Source organism: Salmonella sp. SAL4457 (genome assembly GCF_046548235.1).
Classification (GTDB): Bacteria; Pseudomonadota; Gammaproteobacteria; order Enterobacterales; family Enterobacteriaceae; genus Salmonella; species Salmonella enterica.
The window spans coordinates 493,310-514,214 of sequence record NZ_JBGDZO010000001.1 but is presented as its reverse complement, the minus strand read 5'-3'; the positions used below and the strand labels follow the sequence as shown (position 1 = coordinate 514,214).

General features: G+C 53.2%; 20 protein-coding genes. 16 read left to right on the top strand and 4 right to left on the bottom strand.

Annotated features, from left to right (window positions below; all coding sequences use genetic code 11):
• Positions 1–5 precede the first annotated feature (5 nt).
• Positions 6–1,691: a C4-dicarboxylic acid transporter DauA gene (gene dauA / locus ACLJNW_RS02725; protein WP_001037181.1), complete on the top strand. Its 1,686-nt coding sequence runs from the start codon at positions 6–8 to the stop codon at positions 1,689–1,691.
• Between the two features lie 44 nt (positions 1,692–1,735).
• On the opposite strand, the gene ychH is transcribed toward dauA, so the two are convergent.
• The gene (gene ychH, locus ACLJNW_RS02720; protein ID WP_000823878.1) at positions 1,736–2,014 is read right to left on the bottom strand and encodes a stress-induced protein YchH; all 279 of its coding nucleotides are present in this window, start codon (positions 2,012–2,014) and stop codon (positions 1,736–1,738) included.
• 275 nt (positions 2,015–2,289) lie between these two features.
• Here ychH and pth point away from each other — a divergent pair, with 275 nt between their 5' ends.
• The gene (gene pth, locus ACLJNW_RS02715; RefSeq protein ID WP_000985595.1) at positions 2,290–2,874 is read left to right on the top strand and encodes an aminoacyl-tRNA hydrolase; all 585 of its coding nucleotides are present in this window, start codon (positions 2,290–2,292) and stop codon (positions 2,872–2,874) included.
• Between the two features lie 116 nt (positions 2,875–2,990).
• A complete protein-coding gene (ychF, locus tag ACLJNW_RS02710; RefSeq protein ID WP_000505850.1) occupies positions 2,991–4,082 on the top strand; it encodes a redox-regulated ATPase YchF in 1,092 nt (363 codons plus the stop codon).
• 158 nt (positions 4,083–4,240) lie between these two features.
• On the opposite strand, the gene ACLJNW_RS02705 is transcribed toward ychF, so the two are convergent.
• The gene (locus tag ACLJNW_RS02705) at positions 4,241–5,506 is read right to left on the bottom strand and encodes a DUF4427 domain-containing protein (RefSeq protein ID WP_024154651.1); all 1,266 of its coding nucleotides are present in this window, start codon (positions 5,504–5,506) and stop codon (positions 4,241–4,243) included.
• Positions 5,507–6,000: 494 nt separating this feature from the next.
• Between ACLJNW_RS02705 and hyaA the strand changes: the two genes are divergently transcribed.
• The 11 genes from hyaA to ACLJNW_RS02650 all read left to right on the top strand — a co-directional run bounded on the left by hyaA (position 6,001) and on the right by ACLJNW_RS02650 (position 17,955).
• Complete coding sequence (gene hyaA, locus ACLJNW_RS02700; RefSeq protein ID WP_001058310.1) at positions 6,001–7,119, top strand: hydrogenase 1 small subunit; 1,119 nt, start codon at positions 6,001–6,003, stop codon at positions 7,117–7,119.
• Positions 7,116–8,909: a Ni/Fe-hydrogenase large subunit gene (gene hyaB, locus ACLJNW_RS02695; protein ID WP_000070979.1), complete on the top strand. Its 1,794-nt coding sequence runs from the start codon at positions 7,116–7,118 to the stop codon at positions 8,907–8,909. The genes hyaA and hyaB overlap by 4 nt, the downstream gene beginning before the upstream one ends.
• An 18-nt stretch (positions 8,910–8,927) precedes the next feature.
• On the top strand, positions 8,928–9,659 hold the full coding sequence (hyaC, locus tag ACLJNW_RS02690) for a Ni/Fe-hydrogenase b-type cytochrome subunit (RefSeq protein WP_000147036.1): 732 nt from the start codon (positions 8,928–8,930) through the stop codon (positions 9,657–9,659).
• Entirely contained in the window at positions 9,656–10,252 is a 597-nt protein-coding gene (gene hyaD / locus ACLJNW_RS02685) for a hydrogenase 1 maturation protease (protein ID WP_000993800.1), read from the top strand. The genes hyaC and hyaD overlap by 4 nt, the downstream gene beginning before the upstream one ends.
• Positions 10,242–10,646 (top strand): hydrogenase-1 operon protein HyaE, encoded by a 405-nt coding sequence (gene hyaE, locus ACLJNW_RS02680; protein WP_024154650.1) that lies wholly within the window; start codon positions 10,242–10,244, stop codon positions 10,644–10,646. The genes hyaD and hyaE overlap by 11 nt, the downstream gene beginning before the upstream one ends.
• Positions 10,643–11,491 (top strand): hydrogenase expression/formation protein, encoded by an 849-nt coding sequence (locus ACLJNW_RS02675; RefSeq protein WP_000063377.1) that lies wholly within the window; start codon positions 10,643–10,645, stop codon positions 11,489–11,491. The genes hyaE and ACLJNW_RS02675 overlap by 4 nt, the downstream gene beginning before the upstream one ends.
• Before the next feature lie 74 nt (positions 11,492–11,565).
• Positions 11,566–13,110 (top strand): cytochrome bd-II oxidase subunit 1, encoded by a 1,545-nt coding sequence (appC, locus tag ACLJNW_RS02670; protein WP_000263615.1) that lies wholly within the window; start codon positions 11,566–11,568, stop codon positions 13,108–13,110.
• An 11-nt stretch (positions 13,111–13,121) separates the two neighbouring features.
• Positions 13,122–14,258 carry a cytochrome d ubiquinol oxidase subunit II gene (gene appB, locus ACLJNW_RS02665; RefSeq protein WP_000888118.1) on the top strand — a complete coding sequence of 379 codons (1,137 nt, stop codon included), beginning with the start codon at positions 13,122–13,124 and terminating at the stop codon, positions 14,256–14,258.
• A 12-nt stretch (positions 14,259–14,270) separates the two neighbouring features.
• Entirely contained in the window at positions 14,271–14,360 is a 90-nt protein-coding gene (gene cbdX, locus ACLJNW_RS02660; RefSeq protein ID WP_000270301.1) for a cytochrome bd-II oxidase subunit CbdX, read from the top strand.
• A gap of 394 nt (positions 14,361–14,754) precedes the next feature.
• Positions 14,755–16,029: a Glu/Leu/Phe/Val family dehydrogenase gene (locus ACLJNW_RS02655; protein WP_001519734.1), complete on the top strand. Its 1,275-nt coding sequence runs from the start codon at positions 14,755–14,757 to the stop codon at positions 16,027–16,029.
• 213 nt (positions 16,030–16,242) lie between these two features.
• Complete coding sequence (locus ACLJNW_RS02650; protein ID WP_020438149.1) at positions 16,243–17,955, top strand: alpha,alpha-trehalase; 1,713 nt, start codon at positions 16,243–16,245, stop codon at positions 17,953–17,955.
• A 62-nt stretch (positions 17,956–18,017) separates the two neighbouring features.
• On the opposite strand, the gene ACLJNW_RS02645 is transcribed toward ACLJNW_RS02650, so the two are convergent.
• Positions 18,018–18,272 (bottom strand): GlsB/YeaQ/YmgE family stress response membrane protein, encoded by a 255-nt coding sequence (locus ACLJNW_RS02645; RefSeq protein ID WP_000511323.1) that lies wholly within the window; start codon positions 18,270–18,272, stop codon positions 18,018–18,020.
• A gap of 168 nt (positions 18,273–18,440) precedes the next feature.
• Between ACLJNW_RS02645 and ycgR the strand changes: the two genes are divergently transcribed.
• Positions 18,441–19,175, top strand: coding sequence for a flagellar brake protein YcgR (ycgR, locus tag ACLJNW_RS02640; protein WP_000017414.1), 735 nt, complete (start codon positions 18,441–18,443; stop codon positions 19,173–19,175).
• Positions 19,176–19,188: 13 nt separating this feature from the next.
• Here ycgR and emtA read toward each other — a convergent pair whose 3' ends face one another.
• A complete protein-coding gene (emtA, locus tag ACLJNW_RS02635; protein WP_000776974.1) occupies positions 19,189–19,800 on the bottom strand; it encodes a membrane-bound lytic murein transglycosylase EmtA in 612 nt (203 codons plus the stop codon).
• A 170-nt stretch (positions 19,801–19,970) separates the two neighbouring features.
• Between emtA and ldcA the strand changes: the two genes are divergently transcribed.
• A complete protein-coding gene (gene ldcA, locus ACLJNW_RS02630) occupies positions 19,971–20,885 on the top strand; it encodes a muramoyltetrapeptide carboxypeptidase (RefSeq protein ID WP_000051601.1) in 915 nt (304 codons plus the stop codon).
• Positions 20,886–20,905: the final 20 nt, after the last annotated feature.

The following is a 20,905-nucleotide window of genomic DNA, read 5'->3' as shown; positions in this document are numbered from 1 at the left end:
TTATTGTGAACAAATTATTTTCCTCACATGTGATGCCTTTCCGCGCTCTCATCGATGCTTGCTGGAAAGAAAAATATACCGCCTCCCGGTTCACCCGTGATGTGATAGCCGGGATCACCGTCGGGATTATTGCTATCCCGCTGGCGATGGCGCTGGCAATTGGCAGTGGCGTTGCGCCGCAGTATGGCCTCTATACCTCCGCTGTCGCCGGGATCGTGATCGCGCTAACCGGCGGCTCGCGCTTTAGCGTTTCCGGCCCTACCGCCGCGTTTGTGGTGATTTTGTATCCGGTATCGCAACAGTTTGGTCTGGCGGGCCTACTGGTCGCCACGCTGATGTCGGGCTTCTTCCTGATCCTTTTCGGCCTGGCGAGACTGGGGCGATTGATTGAATATATCCCGGTGTCGGTCACGTTGGGTTTTACCTCAGGGATTGGTATTACCATCGGTACCATGCAGATTAAAGATTTTCTTGGTCTGCAAATGGCACATGTGCCAGAGCACTATTTGCAGAAAGTCGGCGCGCTGTTTATGGCGTTGCCCACCGTCAATATTGGCGATGCCGCCATTGGCGTGGTAACGCTGGGAACGTTGATTTTCTGGCCGCGTCTCGGTATTCGTCTGCCAGGACATCTTCCCGCGCTGCTGGCTGGTTGCGCCGTGATGGGGATCGTTAATCTGCTGGGCGGCAATGTGGCGACTATCGGCTCACAGTTCCATTATGTTCTGGCTGACGGCACTCAGGGCAACGGCATCCCGCAGCTCCTGCCGCAACTGATGCTGCCGTGGAGTCTTCCTGGCTCCGATTTCACGCTAAGCTGGGATTCACTGCGCGCGCTGCTGCCAGCGGCTTTCTCAATGGCAATGCTGGGGGCAATCGAATCATTGCTCTGCGCCGTCGTGCTGGACGGCATGACCGGCACCAAACATAAAGCTAACAGCGAACTTATCGGCCAGGGGCTGGGGAATATGGTCGCGCCGTTCTTTGGCGGCATCACCGCCACCGCCGCGATTGCCCGCTCTGCCGCCAACGTCCGCGCTGGCGCGACCTCTCCCATCTCGGCGGTAATTCACGCTATCCTGGTTATTCTGGCGCTACTGGTCTTAGCCCCGCTACTCTCCTGGCTGCCGCTTTCCGCGATGGCGGCGCTACTGCTGATGGTGGCATGGAATATGAGTGAAGCCCATAAAGTGGTGGATCTGTTACGCCATGCGCCGAAAGACGACATTATCGTTATGCTGCTGTGCATGTCATTAACGGTTCTGTTTGATATGGTCATCGCCATCAGCGTGGGGATTGTCCTTGCTTCCCTGCTGTTTATGCGCCGTATTGCGCGAATGACTCGACTTGCGCCGGTCAATGTCGATGTGCCTGATGATGTGCTGGTGCTGCGTGTTATCGGTCCACTCTTTTTCGCCGCGGCGGAAGGGCTGTTTACTGACCTTGAGTCACGTATTAAGGGCAAACGTATCGTCGTTCTGAAATGGGACGCAGTACCAGTGCTGGATGCAGGCGGGCTTGATGCTTTTCAGCGTTTTGTGAAGCGTCTGCCGGAGGGTTGCGAATTGCGTATCAGTAATCTGGAGTTCCAACCGCTGCGCACAATGGCGCGTGCCGGTATCAAACCTATTCCTGGGCGTCTGACCTTCTTCCCGAACAGGACGGAGGCGTTAGCGGATTTACTCAGTTAATGGACAATGCCCGGTGGCGATAACGCTTACCGGGCCTGAACCGGTTAGCTATGACGACGATTGTCGTTACGGCGGCAACGTTTGTCATAGTGACGTACCCACCAATATTTGTCGCTCACCTGCTCATGCCCCCCTACACGAGCCCCCGCCAGCCAAAGAACTGCACCGACAAAAATGCTCAGTATTGCGCCATGCGCAAAAAATTGCGGCAAATTAAACTGCGGCAGTTGGTTTAAAATAGAGTAACCCACGCCGACAACCATCACGACCAGCCCCAACCCCATCAGCACGTTACCGAATAACGAAGCGTTTTTGCGTTTCATATGTCACCTCCGGAACTTTTGGGTTGTTTTTAGGAAATCCCCCTAAACTTTATGTGTAAAGTATAGACAACACTTTCGTTTGTAAGTGCGGGTGCGATCACAAATGTAAAGTTTCATTTAACAAAACTTTACAAATAACACACTGAACAGTTTACATTTTTAATAATCAATGCTGGCAATTATTTAATTTACTTCAGAGTGTCGCTGTGTTTTGTCAAGCGGGCAGACAGACAGTAAACTACGCGCCAGTTATGGATCTACTCAGGACAAAAAACGTGGCAATTAAATTGATTGTTGGTCTGGCGAATCCCGGTGCGGAATATGCCGCGACGCGACACAATGCAGGCGCATGGTACGTCGATTTACTGGCGGAGCGCCTGCGCGCGCCGTTGCGTGAAGAGCCTAAATTCTTTGGCTATACCTCACGCATCACGCTGGAAGGGGAAGATGTTCGCCTGCTGGTACCCACCACGTTCATGAACCTCAGTGGTAAAGCAGTTGGCGCAATGGCCAGTTTTTACCGTATTCAGCCGGACGAAATTTTGGTCGCTCACGACGAGCTGGATCTCCCTCCGGGCGTCGCGAAATTTAAACTTGGCGGCGGCCACGGCGGCCACAATGGTCTGAAAGACATCATCAGCAAGCTGGGCAATAATCCCAACTTTCACCGATTACGCGTTGGAATTGGTCATCCAGGCGATAAAAATAAAGTTGTTGGTTTCGTGCTGGGTAAACCCCCTGTTTCTGAACAAAAATTAATTGATGAGGCCATTGACGAAGCGGCACGCTGTACGGAATTGTGGTTCAAAGAGGGTCTGGCCAAAGCAACAAGCCGTTTGCATACCTTTAAGGCGCAATAACCAGTGATGTGCGGCATTTTTGCCGCACGCCGTGTATAATAGGCGAAGTTATTTCCATTTCTGCAATCTGTTTTCTATAACAGGTTGATTATTAAGATATTAAGGTGAGTTAAATCATGGGATTCAAATGCGGTATCGTCGGTCTGCCCAACGTCGGGAAATCCACCCTGTTCAACGCGCTGACAAAAGCCGGTATTGAAGCGGCAAACTTTCCGTTCTGCACTATCGAACCGAATACCGGTGTCGTGCCGATGCCCGATCCGCGTCTGGACCAGTTGGCTGAGATTGTTAAACCGCAACGCATTCTACCAACCACGATGGAGTTCGTGGATATCGCCGGTCTGGTAAAAGGCGCGTCCAAAGGCGAAGGGTTGGGTAACCAGTTCCTGACCAATATCCGTGAAACTGAAGCTATCGGTCACGTGGTTCGCTGCTTTGAGAACGACAATATCATCCATGTGGCGGGTAAAGTAAACCCGGCAGAAGATATTGATGTTATCAATACCGAACTGGCGCTGGCTGACCTCGATACCTGCGAGCGCGCTATCCATCGCGTACAGAAGAAAGCCAAAGGCGGCGATAAAGACGCCAAAGCGGAACTGGCCGCGCTGGAAAAATGCCTGCCGCACCTGGCCGAAGCGGGGATGCTGCGTTCGCTGGACCTGACGGACGAAGATAAAGCGGCTATCCGTTATTTAAGCTTCCTGACGCTGAAGCCGACAATGTATATCGCTAACGTCAATGAAGACGGTTTTGAAAATAACCCGTATCTGGACCAGGTTCGCGAAATCGCCGCCAAAGAAGGTTCGGTCGTGGTTCCGGTGTGTGCCGCCGTCGAAGCTGATATTGCTGAGCTGGATGATGACGAGCGCGACGAATTTATGGCTGAACTGGGTCTGGAAGAGCCGGGGCTGAACCGCGTTATTCGCGCTGGTTATCGCCTGCTGAACCTCCAGACCTACTTCACCGCCGGGGTGAAAGAGGTTCGCGCATGGACTATTCCGGTTGGCGCAACCGCGCCGCAGGCAGCAGGTAAAATCCATACCGACTTCGAAAAAGGCTTTATCCGCGCCCAAACTATCGCTTTTGACGACTTTATTACCTATAAAGGTGAACAAGGCGCGAAAGAAGCCGGTAAGATGCGAGCGGAAGGCAAAGATTATATCGTTAAAGATGGCGATATAATGAACTTCCTGTTCAACGTCTAAATAAAATTTGTTGTCTCGTGAGGTTTTGCTGAATCTCATAAGAGGCAAAGAAAGTCATAAAATCCACGCAGCCGCGTGGATTTTTTATTTCATAATATCTCAACTCATACTGACAGGCTCAATTAACGCAGAGCTAACAGGGTAAGTTCTTTTCCTAATTACCAGTCGATATTCACTGTATGATTATAAAAAGGATGCTGGTCCTTTAGCGGCGTCTCATAACTTGGGATCGCATCATAATCATCTTTTCCCCGAACGGAATACCTTCCCGCTTCGATATCAAAACGATGTTTGAGCCATCCCGCGACATGACTTGCGAAAGCCTCTTTTCTTCTTAATGGCCAATCAACAGAAGCCAAATTAACATCTAATAAGTACCGCCCTTCTTTATTAACCTTGATCATTCCAGCCTGCAGTAACGCCCGTACCATCTGGGATTGGTTATCATGAATCCAGACCCAGGCATTTCCAAATTCCATTGCATAACTATCATTTAAAAAATCTTTTTTTGAATATAATTCACTTACATAATCATTGATAGAGTCAGCATAATTTTTTACTTTAGATGCAGATAAATCAAAAAAAGATTCAAATTCGAAAGTATTGTCATTAATACATGACAGTAACGCGCCCGGTTCCGAGAGCTGGGTCCATGATTGTAAACTCTCTACAGCTATAATGAATTTGAAAGTATTTCTCCCAATGATACCCCGGTCAATTAAAGTTAAAATATCGTGAGCTACGGTAGGGATATCTTCTGCAAACGGGACGATTATTCCCGCACCACTTATTTCGCTTGATCTAAAATCAAATCCTGGGGTACTTTCAATGTTTTCCGGAATACCATACTCTTTAATATGATTAAGGAAATTATTAATATCGCCACGATATGGCCATCGCCATTCGCGTTCATGTGTCCAGTCAATCTTACCTGGAACATAAGTAACATATCTATATTGTTCAATCAGAGGAAGAGCCGTTTCATCAAGAATACGTTCCCCATATCTGCCTTGCGAGCATCGAGCATTATTATGCTCATCCAACCCATATATGACTGGCCTTGCCCCATAATTAAACATTTGCTCTTTAGGTAAAACGATTGCATATAAACCGATTTTTTCATTTCGTTCTAATCGGCGAACACCAGTCTCTAAATAAGCTGCAATCGGCATATCTGTAAAGCATACCACCGGGGAGTCACCATATACGGTTCGTTGCCCATTTCGGTATGACCAGGACGAGAAAATTTTATGACTGCGTAAAGATAATCGAAGTAAATATTTAGCATCAATGAAACATGCGTGGTGCTGATTATTAAAACCACAGTGCTCAGGCAAATAAATATGGCTACCGGTCTCTAAATTAACGTCCCGAAAAAAATGAATCAAATAATCGGATAAGTCAAATCTGATGTTATTTTTCATGGGACGCCCTCTTTCAAACAGTCTCTTTTTTGCATTCCTTTAAAACCAGCATCACTATTTTATATAAAAATCATCACGAAGTATGCTTCTTTTAACGATGACCTCAAATCCTCCCCCCTTTTGCATCAACTTACGCATCCCTGAAATGGCGAGAACAGGCTAAATCTACCCGAGGTCACTCGCTAAAAACCTCATCCTGGAACAAGCTCAACCGCCCTTCCCCGCCACGGCCCTTTCGCCGAAAAACCGATAATGGGTATAAATATACCGCTATAAGCTATACCCACACACTTCACATTGTTTCTTATCGTTAATCCGATACGCTTTTTTCACATTATTTCTGGCGGTATACGCCGGTGCAAAGTGAATCGGGCTCGTTTCCGCGCTCGCGCGTAACACAATGATTTACCTTGCTGGCAGAACGTCAACGGACCCGCAAAAGCGCCTTATGCCCCTGGCGGAGCGTGGTGCAAAAAGGAGAAAAAATACGCGTTATGAATAACGAGGAGACCTTTTATCAAGCCATGCGTCGTAAGGGAGTGACCCGACGCAGCTTTCTCAAATTCTGTAGCCTTGCCGCCACATCGCTGGGACTGGGCGCCGGAATGACGCCAAAGATCGCCTGGGCGCTGGAGAATAAACCGCGAATTCCGGTGGTCTGGATTCATGGACTGGAATGCACCTGCTGTACCGAATCCTTTATCCGTTCCTCGCACCCGCTAGCCAAAGATGTGATCCTCTCGCTGATTTCCCTTGATTATGACGACACCCTGATGGCCGCCGCCGGCGCACAGGCCGAAGAAGTCTTTGACGATATTACCACTCGCTACGCCGGGAAATACATTCTGGCGGTGGAAGGCAATCCGCCGTTAGGAGAGCAAGGAATGTTCTGTATCAGCGGCGGCCGCCCGTTTATTGAAAAACTGAAGAAAGCCGCCGCGGGCGCCAGCGCTATTATCGCCTGGGGAAACTGCGCCTCCTGGGGTTGCGTCCAGGCCGCCCGACCCAATCCGACCCAGGCAACGCCTATCGATAAAGTGATCACCGACAAGCCGATCGTGAAAGTCCCTGGATGTCCGCCAATCCCGGATGTCATGAGCGCCATTATCACCTATATGGTGACGTTTGATCGTCTGCCGGAACTCGATCGCATGGGCCGTCCACTGATGTTCTACGGTCAGCGTATCCACGATAAATGCTACCGCCGCGCCCATTTTGACGCCGGTGAATTTGTCGAGAGCTGGGATGATGATGCCGCCCGCAAGGGATACTGTCTGTACAAGATGGGCTGTAAAGGGCCAACCACCTATAACGCCTGCTCCTCCACTCGCTGGAATGACGGCGTCTCCTTTCCTATCCAGTCCGGTCACGGATGTCTGGGATGTTCAGAAAATGGTTTCTGGGATCGCGGCTCGTTTTATAGCCGCGTGGTGGATATTCCCCAGATGGGTACCCATTCAACCGCCGATACGGTGGGGCTGACCGCGCTGGGCGTGGTCGCGGCGGGCGTTGGCGGTCACGCTATCGCCAGCGCGCTCAACCAACGTAAACGCCACAAACAACAGTTAGCGCAAGCCGAACCACAGCCGGACAATGAGGATAAACAGGCATGAGTAACCAGTATCAAACCCAGGGTTATACCGTTAACGACGCCGGCCGTCGTCTGATCGTGGACCCGATTACCCGCATCGAAGGGCATATGCGCTGCGAAGTGAACATTGATGAGCAAAACGTCATTACCAATGCCGTTTCCTGCGGCACAATGTTCCGCGGGCTGGAGATCATTCTGCAAGGCCGTGACCCGCGTGACGCCTGGGCGTTTGTTGAACGTATTTGTGGTGTATGTACCGGGGTACATGCTCTGGCATCGGTGTACGCTATCGAAGATGCGATTGGTATCCAGGTGCCGGATAACGCCAATATTATACGTAACATCATGCTGGCTACGTTGTGGTGTCACGATCATCTGGTCCATTTTTATCAGTTAGCCGGTATGGACTGGATTGATGTTCTGAATGCGCTGAAAGCCGATCCGCGCGCCACCTCGCAGTTGGCGCAAAGCCTTTCCGCCTGGCCGATGTCATCGCCGGGCTACTTCTTTGACGTACAAAATCGATTGAAGAAATTTGTCGATGGCGGCCAGCTTGGGATATTCCGTAACGGCTATTGGGGACATCCACAGTACAAACTGTCGCCAGAGGCTAATCTGATGGGGTTTGCCCACTATCTTGAAGCCCTCGACTTCCAGCGCGAGATCGTCAAAATCCATACCATATTTGGCGGTAAGAACCCCCATCCTAACTGGATCGTCGGCGGAATGCCGTGCGCGATCAATCTCGATCAAAGCGGCGCGGTTGGGGCTATCAATATGGAGCGCCTCAACCTGGTGCAGTCGATCATCACCCGCACCGCCGACTTCATTAACAACGTGATGGTTCCGGACGCGCTGGCTATCGGCCAGTTCAATAAAGCATGGAGTCAAATTGGCACCGGTCTGTCGGATAAATGCGTGCTGAGCTACGGCGCATTTCCGGACATTGCCAACGACTTCAGCCAGCAAAGCCTGTTAATGCCGGGCGGCGCGGTGATCAATGGCGATTTTAAAAACGTTATGCCGGTAGATTTGGCCGATCCGCAGCAGATACAGGAGTTTGTGGATCACGCCTGGTATCGCTATCCGGACGATCGGCTGGGCCGTCATCCTTTTGACGGCATTACCGATCCCTGGTACAACCCGGGTGATGTCAAAGGCAGCGATACGCATATCCAGCAGCTCAACGAGCAGGAACGTTACTCCTGGATTAAAGCGCCGCGCTGGCGGGGTCATGCCATGGAAGTCGGCCCGCTTGCCCGAACGCTTATCGCGTATCACAAAGGGGATGCCGCCACCATAGAGTCGGTAGATCGCATGATGTCCGCCCTAAAACTGCCGCTCTCCGGTATCCAGTCTACGCTTGGCCGTATTTTATGCCGCGCGCACGAAGCGCAATGGGCCGTCGGTAAGCTGCAGTATTTTTTCGACAGGCTTATGACCAACCTGAAAAACGGCGACCTGGCCACCGCCAATACCGAGAAATGGGAACCGGCCAGTTGGCCGCAGCACTGCCGCGGCATCGGTTTTACCGAAGCGCCTCGTGGAGCGTTGGGACACTGGGCGTCAATCCGCGATCAGAAGATTGAACTCTATCAGTGCGTGGTCCCCACCACCTGGAACGCCAGCCCACGCGATCCTAAAAAACAGATCGGCGCCTATGAAGCGGCATTGATGGGAACGCAAATGGCGATTCCCGACCAACCGTTAGAAATCCTGAGGACGCTGCACAGCTTCGACCCCTGCCTCGCCTGTTCAACCCACGTGCTCGGCAACGACGGCAGCGAACTGATTGCCGTCCAGGTACGCTAAGCGTTAAGGAAAAGAACGATGACTGGAAAGCTATCTCCACGCGTCGGGGAGGCGCGTGATACTGCCGTCAGCCACTATGTGTTTGAAGCGCCGGTACGCCTGTGGCACTGGCTAACGGTGGCCTGCATGTTGGTACTGATGGTAACAGGCTACTTCATTGGCCGGCCCTTGCCGTCGGTTAGTGGCGAGGCGACCTATCTGTTTTATATGGGCTATATCCGGCTGATCCACTTTGCCGCCGCGATGATCTTTACCGTGTTACTGCTGGGGCGAATTTATTGGGCCTGTGTCGGCAACCGCTATTCACGAGAGCTGTTTATCGTCCCGGTCTGGCGTCGTAGTTGGTGGCAAGGCGCTTTCACCGTGGTCCGCTGGTATCTGTTTCTGGAGAAAAAACCGGGGAGCGACATCGGACATAACCCTGTCGCACAGGCCGCGATGTTCGGCTATTTCCTGTTATCGGTATTTATGATCCTCACCGGTTTCGCTCTGTTTGGCGAGCATAGCCAGTACGCGATCTTTGCGCCGTTCCGCTATGTGGTTGAATTTTTCTACTGGACCGGCGGCAACTCCATCGATATTCACAGCTGGCACCGACTGGGTATGTGGCTGATCGCCGCCTTCATCGTCGGGCACGTTTACCTCGCTATCCGGGAAGACATTATGTCCGACGATACGGTGATCTCCACCATGATCAATGGCTATCGCAGCCACAAATTCCCCAAACCGCACGACAAGGAGCCCTCATGAATGCGCAACGCGTAGTGGTGATGGGGTTAGGAAACCTGCTGTGGGCCGATGAAGGATTCGGTATCCGGGTCGCGGAGCGTTTGTATGCCCGATATCACTGGCCTGAAGAGGTAGAAATTGTGGACGGCGGTACGCAAGGGCTAAACCTGTTAGGTTATGTTGAGCAAGCCAGCCATCTCCTGCTCCTTGACGCGATCGATTACGGCCTGGCGCCGGGCAGCCTGCGAACCTATGCCGGCGAGAAAATCCCCGCGTATCTCAGCGCCAAAAAAATGAGCCTGCATCAAAACAGTTTTTCCGAAGTTCTGGCGCTGGCCGACATCCGCGGGCATCTGCCCTGTCACATAGCGCTGGTCGGCCTGCAACCGGCGCTACTGGACGACTACGGCGGTAGCCTGAGCGAAATAGCTCGCGGCCAGCTACCGGCGGCGGAACTGGCCGCCCTGGCGCAACTGGCCGCCTGGGGGATCGTACCGCAGGCAAACGAGGTCGCACGCTGCCTGAACTATAAATGCCTGTCGATGGAAAATTATGAGGGAGTGCGCATACGTCAGTATCAGACACGTCTGGAGGGCAAAAGAAGTGGCGAATGACACCCCGTTCTCTGCGCTATGGCAACGCCTGTTAACCCGTGGATGGCAACCGGTAGAGGCTTCCACGGTAGACGACTGGATCAAACGGGTTGGAGATGGCGTCATCCTGTTAAGTAGCGATCCGCGGCGTACGCCGGAAGTCAGCGATAACCCGGTGATGATTGCCGAACTCCTGCGTGAGTTCCCGCAGTTTGACTGGCAGGTGGCGGTGGCCGACCTTGAACAAAGCGAAGCTATCGGCGATCGCTTTAATATACGTCGGTTTCCGGCGACGTTGGTTTTTACAGACGGCGAGCTACGCGGCGCGCTCAGCGGCATTCATCCCTGGGCTGAACTGCTCACGCTGATGCGTTCGATGGTTGACACTCCCGCAGCGCAGGAGACAGTACAATGAGCAACGCCTTTTTTCATCTGCTGGGGCCAGGTACGCAGCCTGATGACGCCAGTTTCTCGATGAATCCCCTACCGCTCACCTGTCAGGTCAATGGCGACCCAAGTATGGCGGCGCTGGAGCGCTGCGCTCACAGCCCGGCGGTGATGGCATTGTTGACCGATCTGCGAGGTCAGCTTGCCCGGCGCATTCCGGAAGTCGGCGACGTGCTGGGATGGGAGTTATCTCCCCTGAATGCCGATGATCTCTCATTCCTCAATACGCTATTGGGCGAAGGCGAAGTCTCAGTACGCATTCAGCATCCGGACGGGAGTGAAAGCGAGATCCAGGAGACCATCTTCTGCGGCCTGTGGCGAGTACGCCATCTGCATAACCGACGTCTGCTGACGGATCGTCTGGAAGCAGGTAGCGCGCCCCTGACATTATGGCAAGCGGCTACCGCCGATACGCTGCCTGACGACTCTCTGCTGCCTCCGCCTGTCGCTGGCCTGATGAATGGACTGCCGCTGGCCCATGAGTTATTGGCGCACGTACGCGATCCGGCGTTGCAACCTCACAGCATCAATTTGACCCAACTGCCGCTCAGCGAGGCCGATCGCCTTTTTCTGGCGCGTTTATGCGGACACGGGAACATCCAGATTCGCATCTCCGGGTATGGCGAAAGCCAAATCAACGCCACAGCATTGCGCCATCTCTGGCATGTGCGCTGTCTGGACGCCCTTAAAGGGCCGTTGCTCGATAGCTATGAGATTTGTCCTTTGCCGGAGCTGGTACTGGCGGCCCCGGAAGATCTGGCCGATTCGCGCCAGCGCCTGGATGAAGTCTGCCGATGGCTGGAGACGCGCTAGCGCTCTCAACAGGAACGTCACCGGTGTCCGGTACTGATTAGCTTTTTACTCTCTTTCTGCCTACAGGAGTTAGCATGTGGGATGTCATTGACTTATCGCGCTGGCAGTTTGCGCTGACCGCGCTGTATCACTTTTTATTTGTTCCTCTTACGCTTGGGCTGATTTTTTTGCTGGCCGTCATGGAGACGATCTATGTGGTGACGGGAAAAACCGTCTACCGCGATATGACGCGTTTCTGGGGCAAGCTCTTCGGGATCAATTTTGCTCTCGGTGTGGCTACCGGCCTGACTATGGAGTTTCAGTTCGGGACTAACTGGTCGCTCTATTCCAACTATGTGGGCGATATTTTCGGCGCGCCGCTGGCGATGGAAGCGTTACTGGCCTTTTTTCTCGAATCCACTTTTGTCGGTCTGTTCTTTTTCGGCTGGCAGCGGCTGAATAAATACCAACACCTGCTGGTCACCTGGCTGGTGGCCTTCGGCTCCAATATTTCAGCATTATGGATTCTGAATGCCAATGGCTGGATGCAGTATCCTACCGGCGCTCATTTCAACATCGATACGTTACGGATGGAAATGAGCAGCTTCAGCGATCTGGTCTTTAACCCGGTGAGCCAGGTGAAATTCGTCCATACCGTCATGTCCGGTTATGTCACCGGCGCCATGTTTATTATGTCTATCAGCGCCTGGTATCTGCTACGTGGCCGCGAGCGTGAGGTGGCCTTGCGCTCGTTTGCTATCGGCTCAGTATTCGGCACCCTGGCCATTCTGGGAACCCTGCAACTGGGGGACAGTTCGGCCTACGAGGTCGCCCAAATTCAGCCGGTGAAACTGGCGGCGATGGAAGGCGAATGGCAAACCGAACCCGCGCCCGCGCCGTTTCATCTGATTGCCTGGCCGCAGCAGGAACAGGAGCGTAATGCGTTTGCCGTGAAGATCCCTGCTCTGCTGGGTATTCTTGCCACCCATTCGCTGGATACGCCGGTTCCGGGGTTAAAAAACCTGATGGACGACACTCTGCCGCGCCTGAAGCGTGGCCGGGAGGCCTGGCTACTCATGCAGGAGATAGCGCAAGGCAATCGCTCGCCGCAGGTACTGAATGCGTTTCACGCCGTTGAGGGCGATCTGGGGTACGGCATTCTGCTGGCGAAATATGCCCCGGATATGAACCATGTGACGCCGGAGCAGTATCGTGCGGCCCAGCGTGGCGCTATTCCTCAGGTGGCGCCGGTGTTCTGGAGTTTCCGTATTATGGTCGGCTGCGGTTCGCTGCTGTTAGTGGTGATGTTGATTGCGTTGATACAGACGCTGCGAATGCGTATCGACCAGCATCGCTGGGTATTGCGTATGACGCTGTGGAGCCTGCCGTTACCGTGGATTGCCATTGAAGCCGGTTGGTTTATGACGGAGTTTGGCCGTCAGCCCTGGGCGATTCAGGACATTCTGCCGACCTGGTACGCTCACTCCGCGCTGACGCCGGGCCAGTTGGCCTTCTCAATGGGGCTTATCCTCGGACTTTACACCCTGTTTTTAATCGCGGAAGTCTATCTGATGCAGAAGTACGCGCGTCTTGGGCCAAGCGCCATGCAACATCAACAACAAGCGCAACAACAGGGATAAAGGAGACAATCATGTTGGATTATGAAACGTTGCGGTTCATTTGGTGGCTGCTGATCGGCGTCATCCTGGTGGCATTTATGGTAACTGACGGGTTTGATATGGGGGTCGGTTGCCTGCTCCCGCTGATAGCGCGTAACGATGACGAACGCCGGGTGTTGATCAATAGCGTCGGCGCCCACTGGGAAGGAAACCAGGTATGGTTGATCCTCGCGGGCGGGGCATTATTCGCCGCCTGGCCACGGGTCTATGCCGCCGCGTTTTCCGGTTTTTATGTGGCGATGATCCTGGTGCTGTGTGCCCTCTTCTTTCGCCCGCTGGCCTTTGATTATCGGGGAAAAATCGCCAATGCCCGCTGGCGCGCGCTGTGGGATACCGGTCTGGTTATCGGCAGCCTGGTTCCCCCAGTCGTATTCGGCATCGCGTTCGGCAACCTGTTTTTAGGCGTGCCGTTTGCCTTCACGCCGCAGCTTCATGTTAACTATTTTGGCACCTTCTGGCAGTTACTCTCGCCCTTTGCCCTACTGTGTGGATTATTGAGTCTGTCGTTGGTGATTATGCAAGGAGGCGTCTGGTTACAGTTGAAAACGGAGGGCGTTATTCGTCAACGGGCTCTGTCGGCCACCCGCCACAGCGCGCTGCTGATCGTGATCTGCTTCCTGCTGGCCGGTTACTGGCTGTGGGCCGGCGTTGATGGCTTTGTCTTACTCACGCAGGATGCCAACGGTCCTTCCAATCCGCTCTTAAAAGGCGTGGCGATACTCCCTGGCGCATGGATGAACCACTTTATACGCTCGCCGCTACTGCTCATCATCCCGTTGCTCGGTATGATCCTGCCGATTCTGGCTTTCTATGCCTGCCTTCGCGGTCAGACTATTCGTGGATTTCTGTTCGCTTCCCTGACCCAGGCCTGCGTCATCTTTACCGCCGGCATAACGCTATTTCCTTTTGTGATGCCGTCGAGTGTTAGTCCTCTCTCCAGCCTGACGGTGTGGGACAGCACCTCCAGCCAGATGACGCTCGAAATCATGCTGGTGATTGTGCTGATTTTTCTGCCGATCGTACTGCTCTATACGCTATGGAGCTATTACAAAATGTTGGGGCGTATCAACCTGGAGACCCTCCGCCGCAACGATCATGAACTTTATTAGGGAGCGGGAGCGATGTGGTATTTACTGTGGTTTGTCGGCATTCTGCTGATGTGCTCACTGTCGACACTGGCGCTGGTATGGCTTGAGTCGCGTCAACAATAAAGAGGTAAACCGGGGCCAGCGCCGTCTGACTCCGGTTATTTTTATCTTTTTACGCGCCTGGCGAAGACGTTTCCCCGCCGACAGGACGACATAACATTGATACATGTCGTTATCATAACGTTTACTTTTAGAGGTGCGTCATAATTATGACAAATAGCCGCCTTGCACATATTGCGCATATTTAAGCAAATAATTGCATAATTAGTGATATATCACCTCTTATAACGGATAGTTAACCACTTCTCATCCAAAAACATAACGAAAATCCAACTGCCTGCCATTTTTGATCTGAGTTAATTGTTTAAAAAAGTGTTAAATTTATCGCTACATGGTGTGATCTACTATGTACCACGGTCAATTAAAGAACATATTACTTTTATCACTAAGGTTTATCATGGATAAGTTATCTTACGCTTCAGATAGCAGCACATCTGCCTGGAATACCTACCTGCAACAAATCGAGCGTGTGGCCCCTTATCTGGGCGAGTTATCCCCCTGGGTGGATACTCTGCGCCACCCAAAACGCGCTCTGATCGTCGATATTCCGGTACAAATGGATGATGGCACTATTCGTCATTTCGAAGGATATCGCGTGCAGCACAACCTCTCCCGAGGTCCGGGTAAAGGCGGTGTTCGCTACCATCCTGACGTTGATCTCAATGAAGTGATGGCCCTGTCAGCATGGATGACCATCAAATGTGCCGCGCTGAATCTGCCGTACGGCGGCGCCAAAGGCGGCATCCGCGTCGATCCGTTCTCGCTGTCGGAAGGTGAACTGGAGCGTTTGACCCGCCGCTATACCAGCGAGATCGGCATTATCATCGGGCCGCAGAAAGATATTCCTGCGCCGGATGTCGGCACCAACGGTAAAGTGATGGCCTGGATGATGGATACGTATTCCATGAATCATGGCACGACGGTCACTGGCGTCGTCACCGGTAAGCCTATCCATCTTGGCGGTTCGCTGGGCCGTGAAAAAGCGACGGGGCGCGGCGTTTTCGTCAGCGGGCTGGAAGCCGCGCGTCGGGCGAATATCGCCGTTGAAGGCGCTCGCGTTGCGGTTCAGGGTTTTGGTAACGTCGGCAGCGAAGCCGCGCGTCTGTTTGCAGGCGCTGGCGCCCGTGTCGTGGCGATTCAGGATCATACCGCAACGCTGTTTAACGCCACCGGTATTGACATGAAGGCGCTCACGGCATGGCAGACAGAACACAAACAGATAGCCGGTTTCCCGGGCGCGGAAACTATCGCCAGCGATGCGTTCTGGCGTCTGGAGATGGATATTCTGATCCCGGCGGCGCTTGAAGGCCAGATAACTCGTCAGCGCGCGGAAGCCCTGACGTGTAAGCTGGTGCTGGAAGGGGCTAACGGCCCGACCTATCCGGATGCTGATGATGTTCTGGCCAGCCGTGGTATCCTTGTGGTGCCTGACGTGGTCTGTAACGCAGGCGGCGTAACCGTCAGCTACTTCGAATGGGTACAAGATATGGCCAGCTTCTTCTGGAGCGAAGAAGAGATCAACGCGCGCATGGACAAAATCATGACCGACGCTATCGTCCATGTCTGGGAGAAAGCGACTGAGAAATCCTGTTCTCTGCGCACCGCAGCCTATATTGTCGCCTGTGAGCGCATTCTGTTGGCCCGTAAAGATCGCGGTATCTATCCAGGTTAAGGCGACAAATCATTGCGCTAAAATCCACGTCCCGGCGTGGATTTTTTGTCTGTATACCCCGTTTTCCACGCGCGCGCCGATAAATTCTGTCTCAATAAAATGTCTGTTTGTTCGCAAAATAGCGGTTCAATCACGCGTATCTGGTCATCGTAGACTAAGGTTTTGTCATGGTAAATGCCGTTGGCTTTGGCTCACCGCTAAGGAGATAACTTGATGATACCCCCAGAGATTCGCCGTTCTGTTCTACTGCAGAAAGCCATAAAACTGGCGCTGGCAGGGACGCTGCTGACGTTTGCATCGTTTTCGGCGACTGCCGCAGACCCGTCTTCCGACACTGAAACTCCGCAGCCGCCGGATATTTTGCTTGGCCCGCTCTTTAATGATGTCCAGAATGCAAAACTCTTCCCCGATCAGAAAACCTTTGCTGACGCCATACCTAATAGCGATCCGCTCATGATTCTTGCGGATTATCGTATGCAGCGGAACCAGTCCGGCTTCGATTTACGTCATTTTGTTGATGTTAACTTCACCCTGCCGAAAGCGGGTGAAAAATATGTCCCGCCTGCCGGGCAGTCATTGCGTGAACATATTGATGGCCTGTGGCCGGTGCTGACACGTTCAACTAAAAACGTCGAAAAGTGGGACTCGCTCTTGCCGTTGCCTGAATCCTATGTCGTACCGGGTGGGCGATTCAGAGAGATTTACTACTGGGACAGCTACTTTACGATGCTGGGGCTGGCGGAAAGCGGGCACTGGGATAAGGTGGCGGATATGGTGGCGAACTTTGGTTACGAAATTGATGCCTGGGGGCATATTCCTAACGGCAACCGTACCTACTACCTGAGTCGTTCGCAGCCGCCTTTCTTTGCGTTTATGGTTGAGTTACTGGCGCAACATGAAGGTGACGATGCGCTGAAAGAATACCTGCCGCAACTGCAAAAAGAGTACGCCTACTGGATGGAGGGCGTTGAGACATTGCAGCCAGGGCAACAAAACCAACGCGTCGTCAAACTGGAGGACGGCAGCGTTCTCAACCGCTACTGGGACGATCGGGATACGCCCCGCCCTGAATCCTGGGTTGAAGATATCGCTACCGCCAAAAGCAACCCCAACCGCCCGGCAACGGAGATCTATCGAGACCTCCGCTCTGCCGCCGCCTCCGGCTGGGATTTCAGCTCCCGCTGGATGGATAATCCGCAGCAGCTCAGTACCATCCGTACCACCACGATTGTCCCTGTCGATCTTAACGCTCTGCTGTATCAGCTGGAGAAAACCCTCGCGCGCGCCAGCGCTGCGGCGGGCGATCGGGCCAAAGCCTCGCACTATGACGCGCTGGCCAACGCGCGGCAAAAAGCCATTGAAATGCATCTGTGGAATAACAAAGAGGGTTGGTATGCCGACTACGATCTGAAGAACAATAAAATCCGTGACCAACTCACCGCTGCCGCGCTGTTCCCGCTCTATGTAAACGCCGCCGCGAAAGATCGCGCCGCGAAAGTGGCGGCGGCGGCCCAGGCGCATCTGCTACAGCCTGGCGGGCTGGCTACCACCTCGGTTAAAAGCGGACAGCAATGGGATGCGCCAAACGGCTGGGCGCCGTTACAATGGGTCGCTGCCGAAGGATTGCAAAATTATGGGCAGGATGACGTGGCAATGGAAGTCACCTGGCGCTTTTTAACCAATGTGCAGCACACCTACGATCGCGAGAAAAAACTGGTCGAAAAATATGATGTCAGCAGCACCGGAACCGGCGGTGGCGGCGGCGAATATCCACTTCAGGACGGCTTTGGCTGGACCAACGGCGTGACGCTGAAAATGCTCGATCTGATTTGTCCGCAGGAAAAACCGTGCGATAGCGTACCGTCTATTCGTCCGGCATCGTTAAGCGCAACGCCGACAAAAACGCCGTCTGCAGCGACGCAGTAACGCGTGTTTATAGTAGGTTGACCCGGTGCTGACCGGGTCAACGCTTACACGTTCTGCAGCGGTTAGCCGCGTCGCAGAAGGCGGAAAATCACCAGCACCACGATCGCGCCCACCACGGCGACCAGGAAACTGTGCAGATTAAAGCCGCTGATACTGCCGCCAATACCAAACATCGTCGCCAGCCATCCGCCAACGACCGCCCCGACGATACCGAGAATACAGGTCAGGATAAATCCCCCGCCATCGCGCCCCGGCATAAGCAATTTGGCGATAACGCCGGCAATCAAACCAAAAACAATCCAGGCGATAATTCCCATTTGCGAACCCTCTTTCCAGTAAAAACGTTTTAAGTATAGGCAAAGTCGAGCGTCGCATTTCTGAACACTGATTTATCTCGCGGACATAAAAATTTATTTATCGCTATTAAGTTCTTTCTACCGATGCCGATAACCCAACGATAGTCTGCGTATCAGGGGTTATTTCGTGTGAGTGGTTACAATGAGCAGTTCCTGAAAAAAAATCCATTAGCGATATTAGGCGTGCTACGGGATTTAAATAAAAATCAGGTTCCACTGCGTATTTCATGGGCGCATGGTCAATTCATCAGTAAAATTTTGGCGGTAGACCCGGAAAAACTCATCGTGGATTACGGCAGCCAGGAATATGAAAATAGCGCCGTATTACGTGCCGGGCAGGTAGCCATTATCGCAGAAACACAGGGCGCAAAAGTCGAGTTCACGTTGCCGCAACTCGTTACAGGCGAATATCAGCGGCTGCCGGCCTTTATCACGCCCCTGCCGTCGTCACTGTGGTTTGTCCAGCGCCGGGAGTATTTTCGTATTGGCGCGCCGCTGTATCCGCCTTATTACGGCGTCACCACGCTACCGGACACCCGTACGTTACGTTTTCGCCTGTTTGATCTTTCGCTGGGCGGCATGGGCGCGCTACTGGAATCCGCCATCCCCGACGGACTAATCGAAGGCGCGCGCTTTTCGCAGGTTGAACTGAACATGGGGCCATGGGGTATTTTTCACGTTGACGCCCAGCTTATCGCCATCAGCGAGCGTAAGGTGATTGATGGGAAAAATGAAACGATCACCACTCCCCGCCTGAGCTTTCGTTTCCTTAACGTCAGCCCGGCGGTAGAGCGGGAGTTGCAGCGGATTATTTTTTCGCTTGAGCGCGAGGCCCGAGAAAGAGCGAATAAAGTGCGAGAATAATCTTCACGCTAAACTACATGGCGTCCAGCGCCTGCTGAAGCTTCCAGATATAGCGCGGCGCCTGCGGCGCGGGATGATTATCAACAACATGTTCAAAAAACTCGTCCGCATCCAGATCGTTAATTTTTTCTATCGCCTTCTTCCTGTCGGATGAAAAAGTACGCAATAACGCGCCTGCGCCGTTAGCATAAGAGACGACCAGCGCATATTGCATCACCTGCGGATCTTTGATGCCGGCCAGCGGCCCATTTTCCAGAATGCTCAGATACGCCGCGCCCATTGAGATGTTACGCTCAGGGTTTTTCAGCTCGCTGGTGGTCGGTTCGCCACGCCAGCCCATACGACGGTAAACGTCGCGCCCGGAGGTCGACGCCTTTAACTGCATCAGGCCAATCGCATTGGACTTACTGACCGCGTTAGGGTTGCCGCCGGATTCAATGGCGATAATCGCGGTGATTAAATGCGGATCAACCCCCCATGCCGCCCCGGCTTTTTCACTGATGGGCATCCACTGCATCGCACGCTTTACAGGCACTTCGGCATTCCACGGCGGATTCCTGTAATCCTGTTTTGAGCTACAGCCAGCGAGTATTACTACCAAAAAAGCAAACCATCTTAATTTCACGTCATCTATCCTTATAGCCGTAACTTATCTGCCGAAGAGGTCATACCGCCCCGGCCAGGCACTTAGGTTGCCTCCCTGGTGCGCATCCAGAAACGTCGCACAACGAGGGACATCGCCTAATATATGCGGCATGATATACATTTGCATTCTATTGTCAGCAAGGAATTACCATGTCTCTGTTTCATTTAATCGCCCCGTCGGGCTACTGTATTAACCAACAGGCCGCGTTACGCGGCGTTCAGCGCCTGACTGACGCGGGTCATCAGGTGGAGAATGACGAGGTGATTCGTCGCCGCTTTCAGCGTTTTGCCGGTACGGACGCGGAACGGCTGGCCGATGTTAATTCGCTGGCCTCGCTAACGTCGCCGGATACAATCGTCATGCCGGTTCGCGGCGGCTATGGCGCCAGCCGCTTGTTGGATCGTATCGACTGGCAGGCGCTCGCCTCCCGGCAACAGCGCGATCCCTTACTGATTTGCGGTCATAGCGATTTTACGGCGATTCAGGCTGGACTCCTGGCGCAGGCCAATGTCATCACCTTTAGCGGTCCTATGCTGGCGGCAAATTTTGGCGCCGAAACGCTGAATACGTTCACCGAGCAACATTTCTGGCTGGCGCTACGCAAGGCGCAATTTACCGTAGAGTGGCAAGGCGACGGCCCTCAGTGCGACGCACAGGGCACCTTATGGGGCGGAAATCTGGCGATGTTGATTTCCCTTATCGGTACGCCCTGGATGCCGACTATCGATAAAGGAATTTTAGTGCTGGAAGATGTCAATGAGCATCCTTTCCGGGTGGAGCGTATGCTTTTGCAACTGGAGTACGCCGGAATTTTAAACCGCCAGAGCGCCATCGTTCTCGGCAGCTTTAGCGGCGCGGCGCCCAACGAGTATGACGCCGGTTATTCTCTGGAGAGCGTCTACGCGTTTTTACGTTCCCGTCTGTCCGTTCCGCTGATTACCGGTCTCGACTTCGGGCATGAACAACGTACGGTAACGCTCCCTATCGGGGCAAACGCGATGCTTAAAAATACGCGCCAGGGGACTCAACTCACTTTATCTGGCCATCCTACGCTGCAATTGTAAAAAAAGTCCCCGACAGGCTA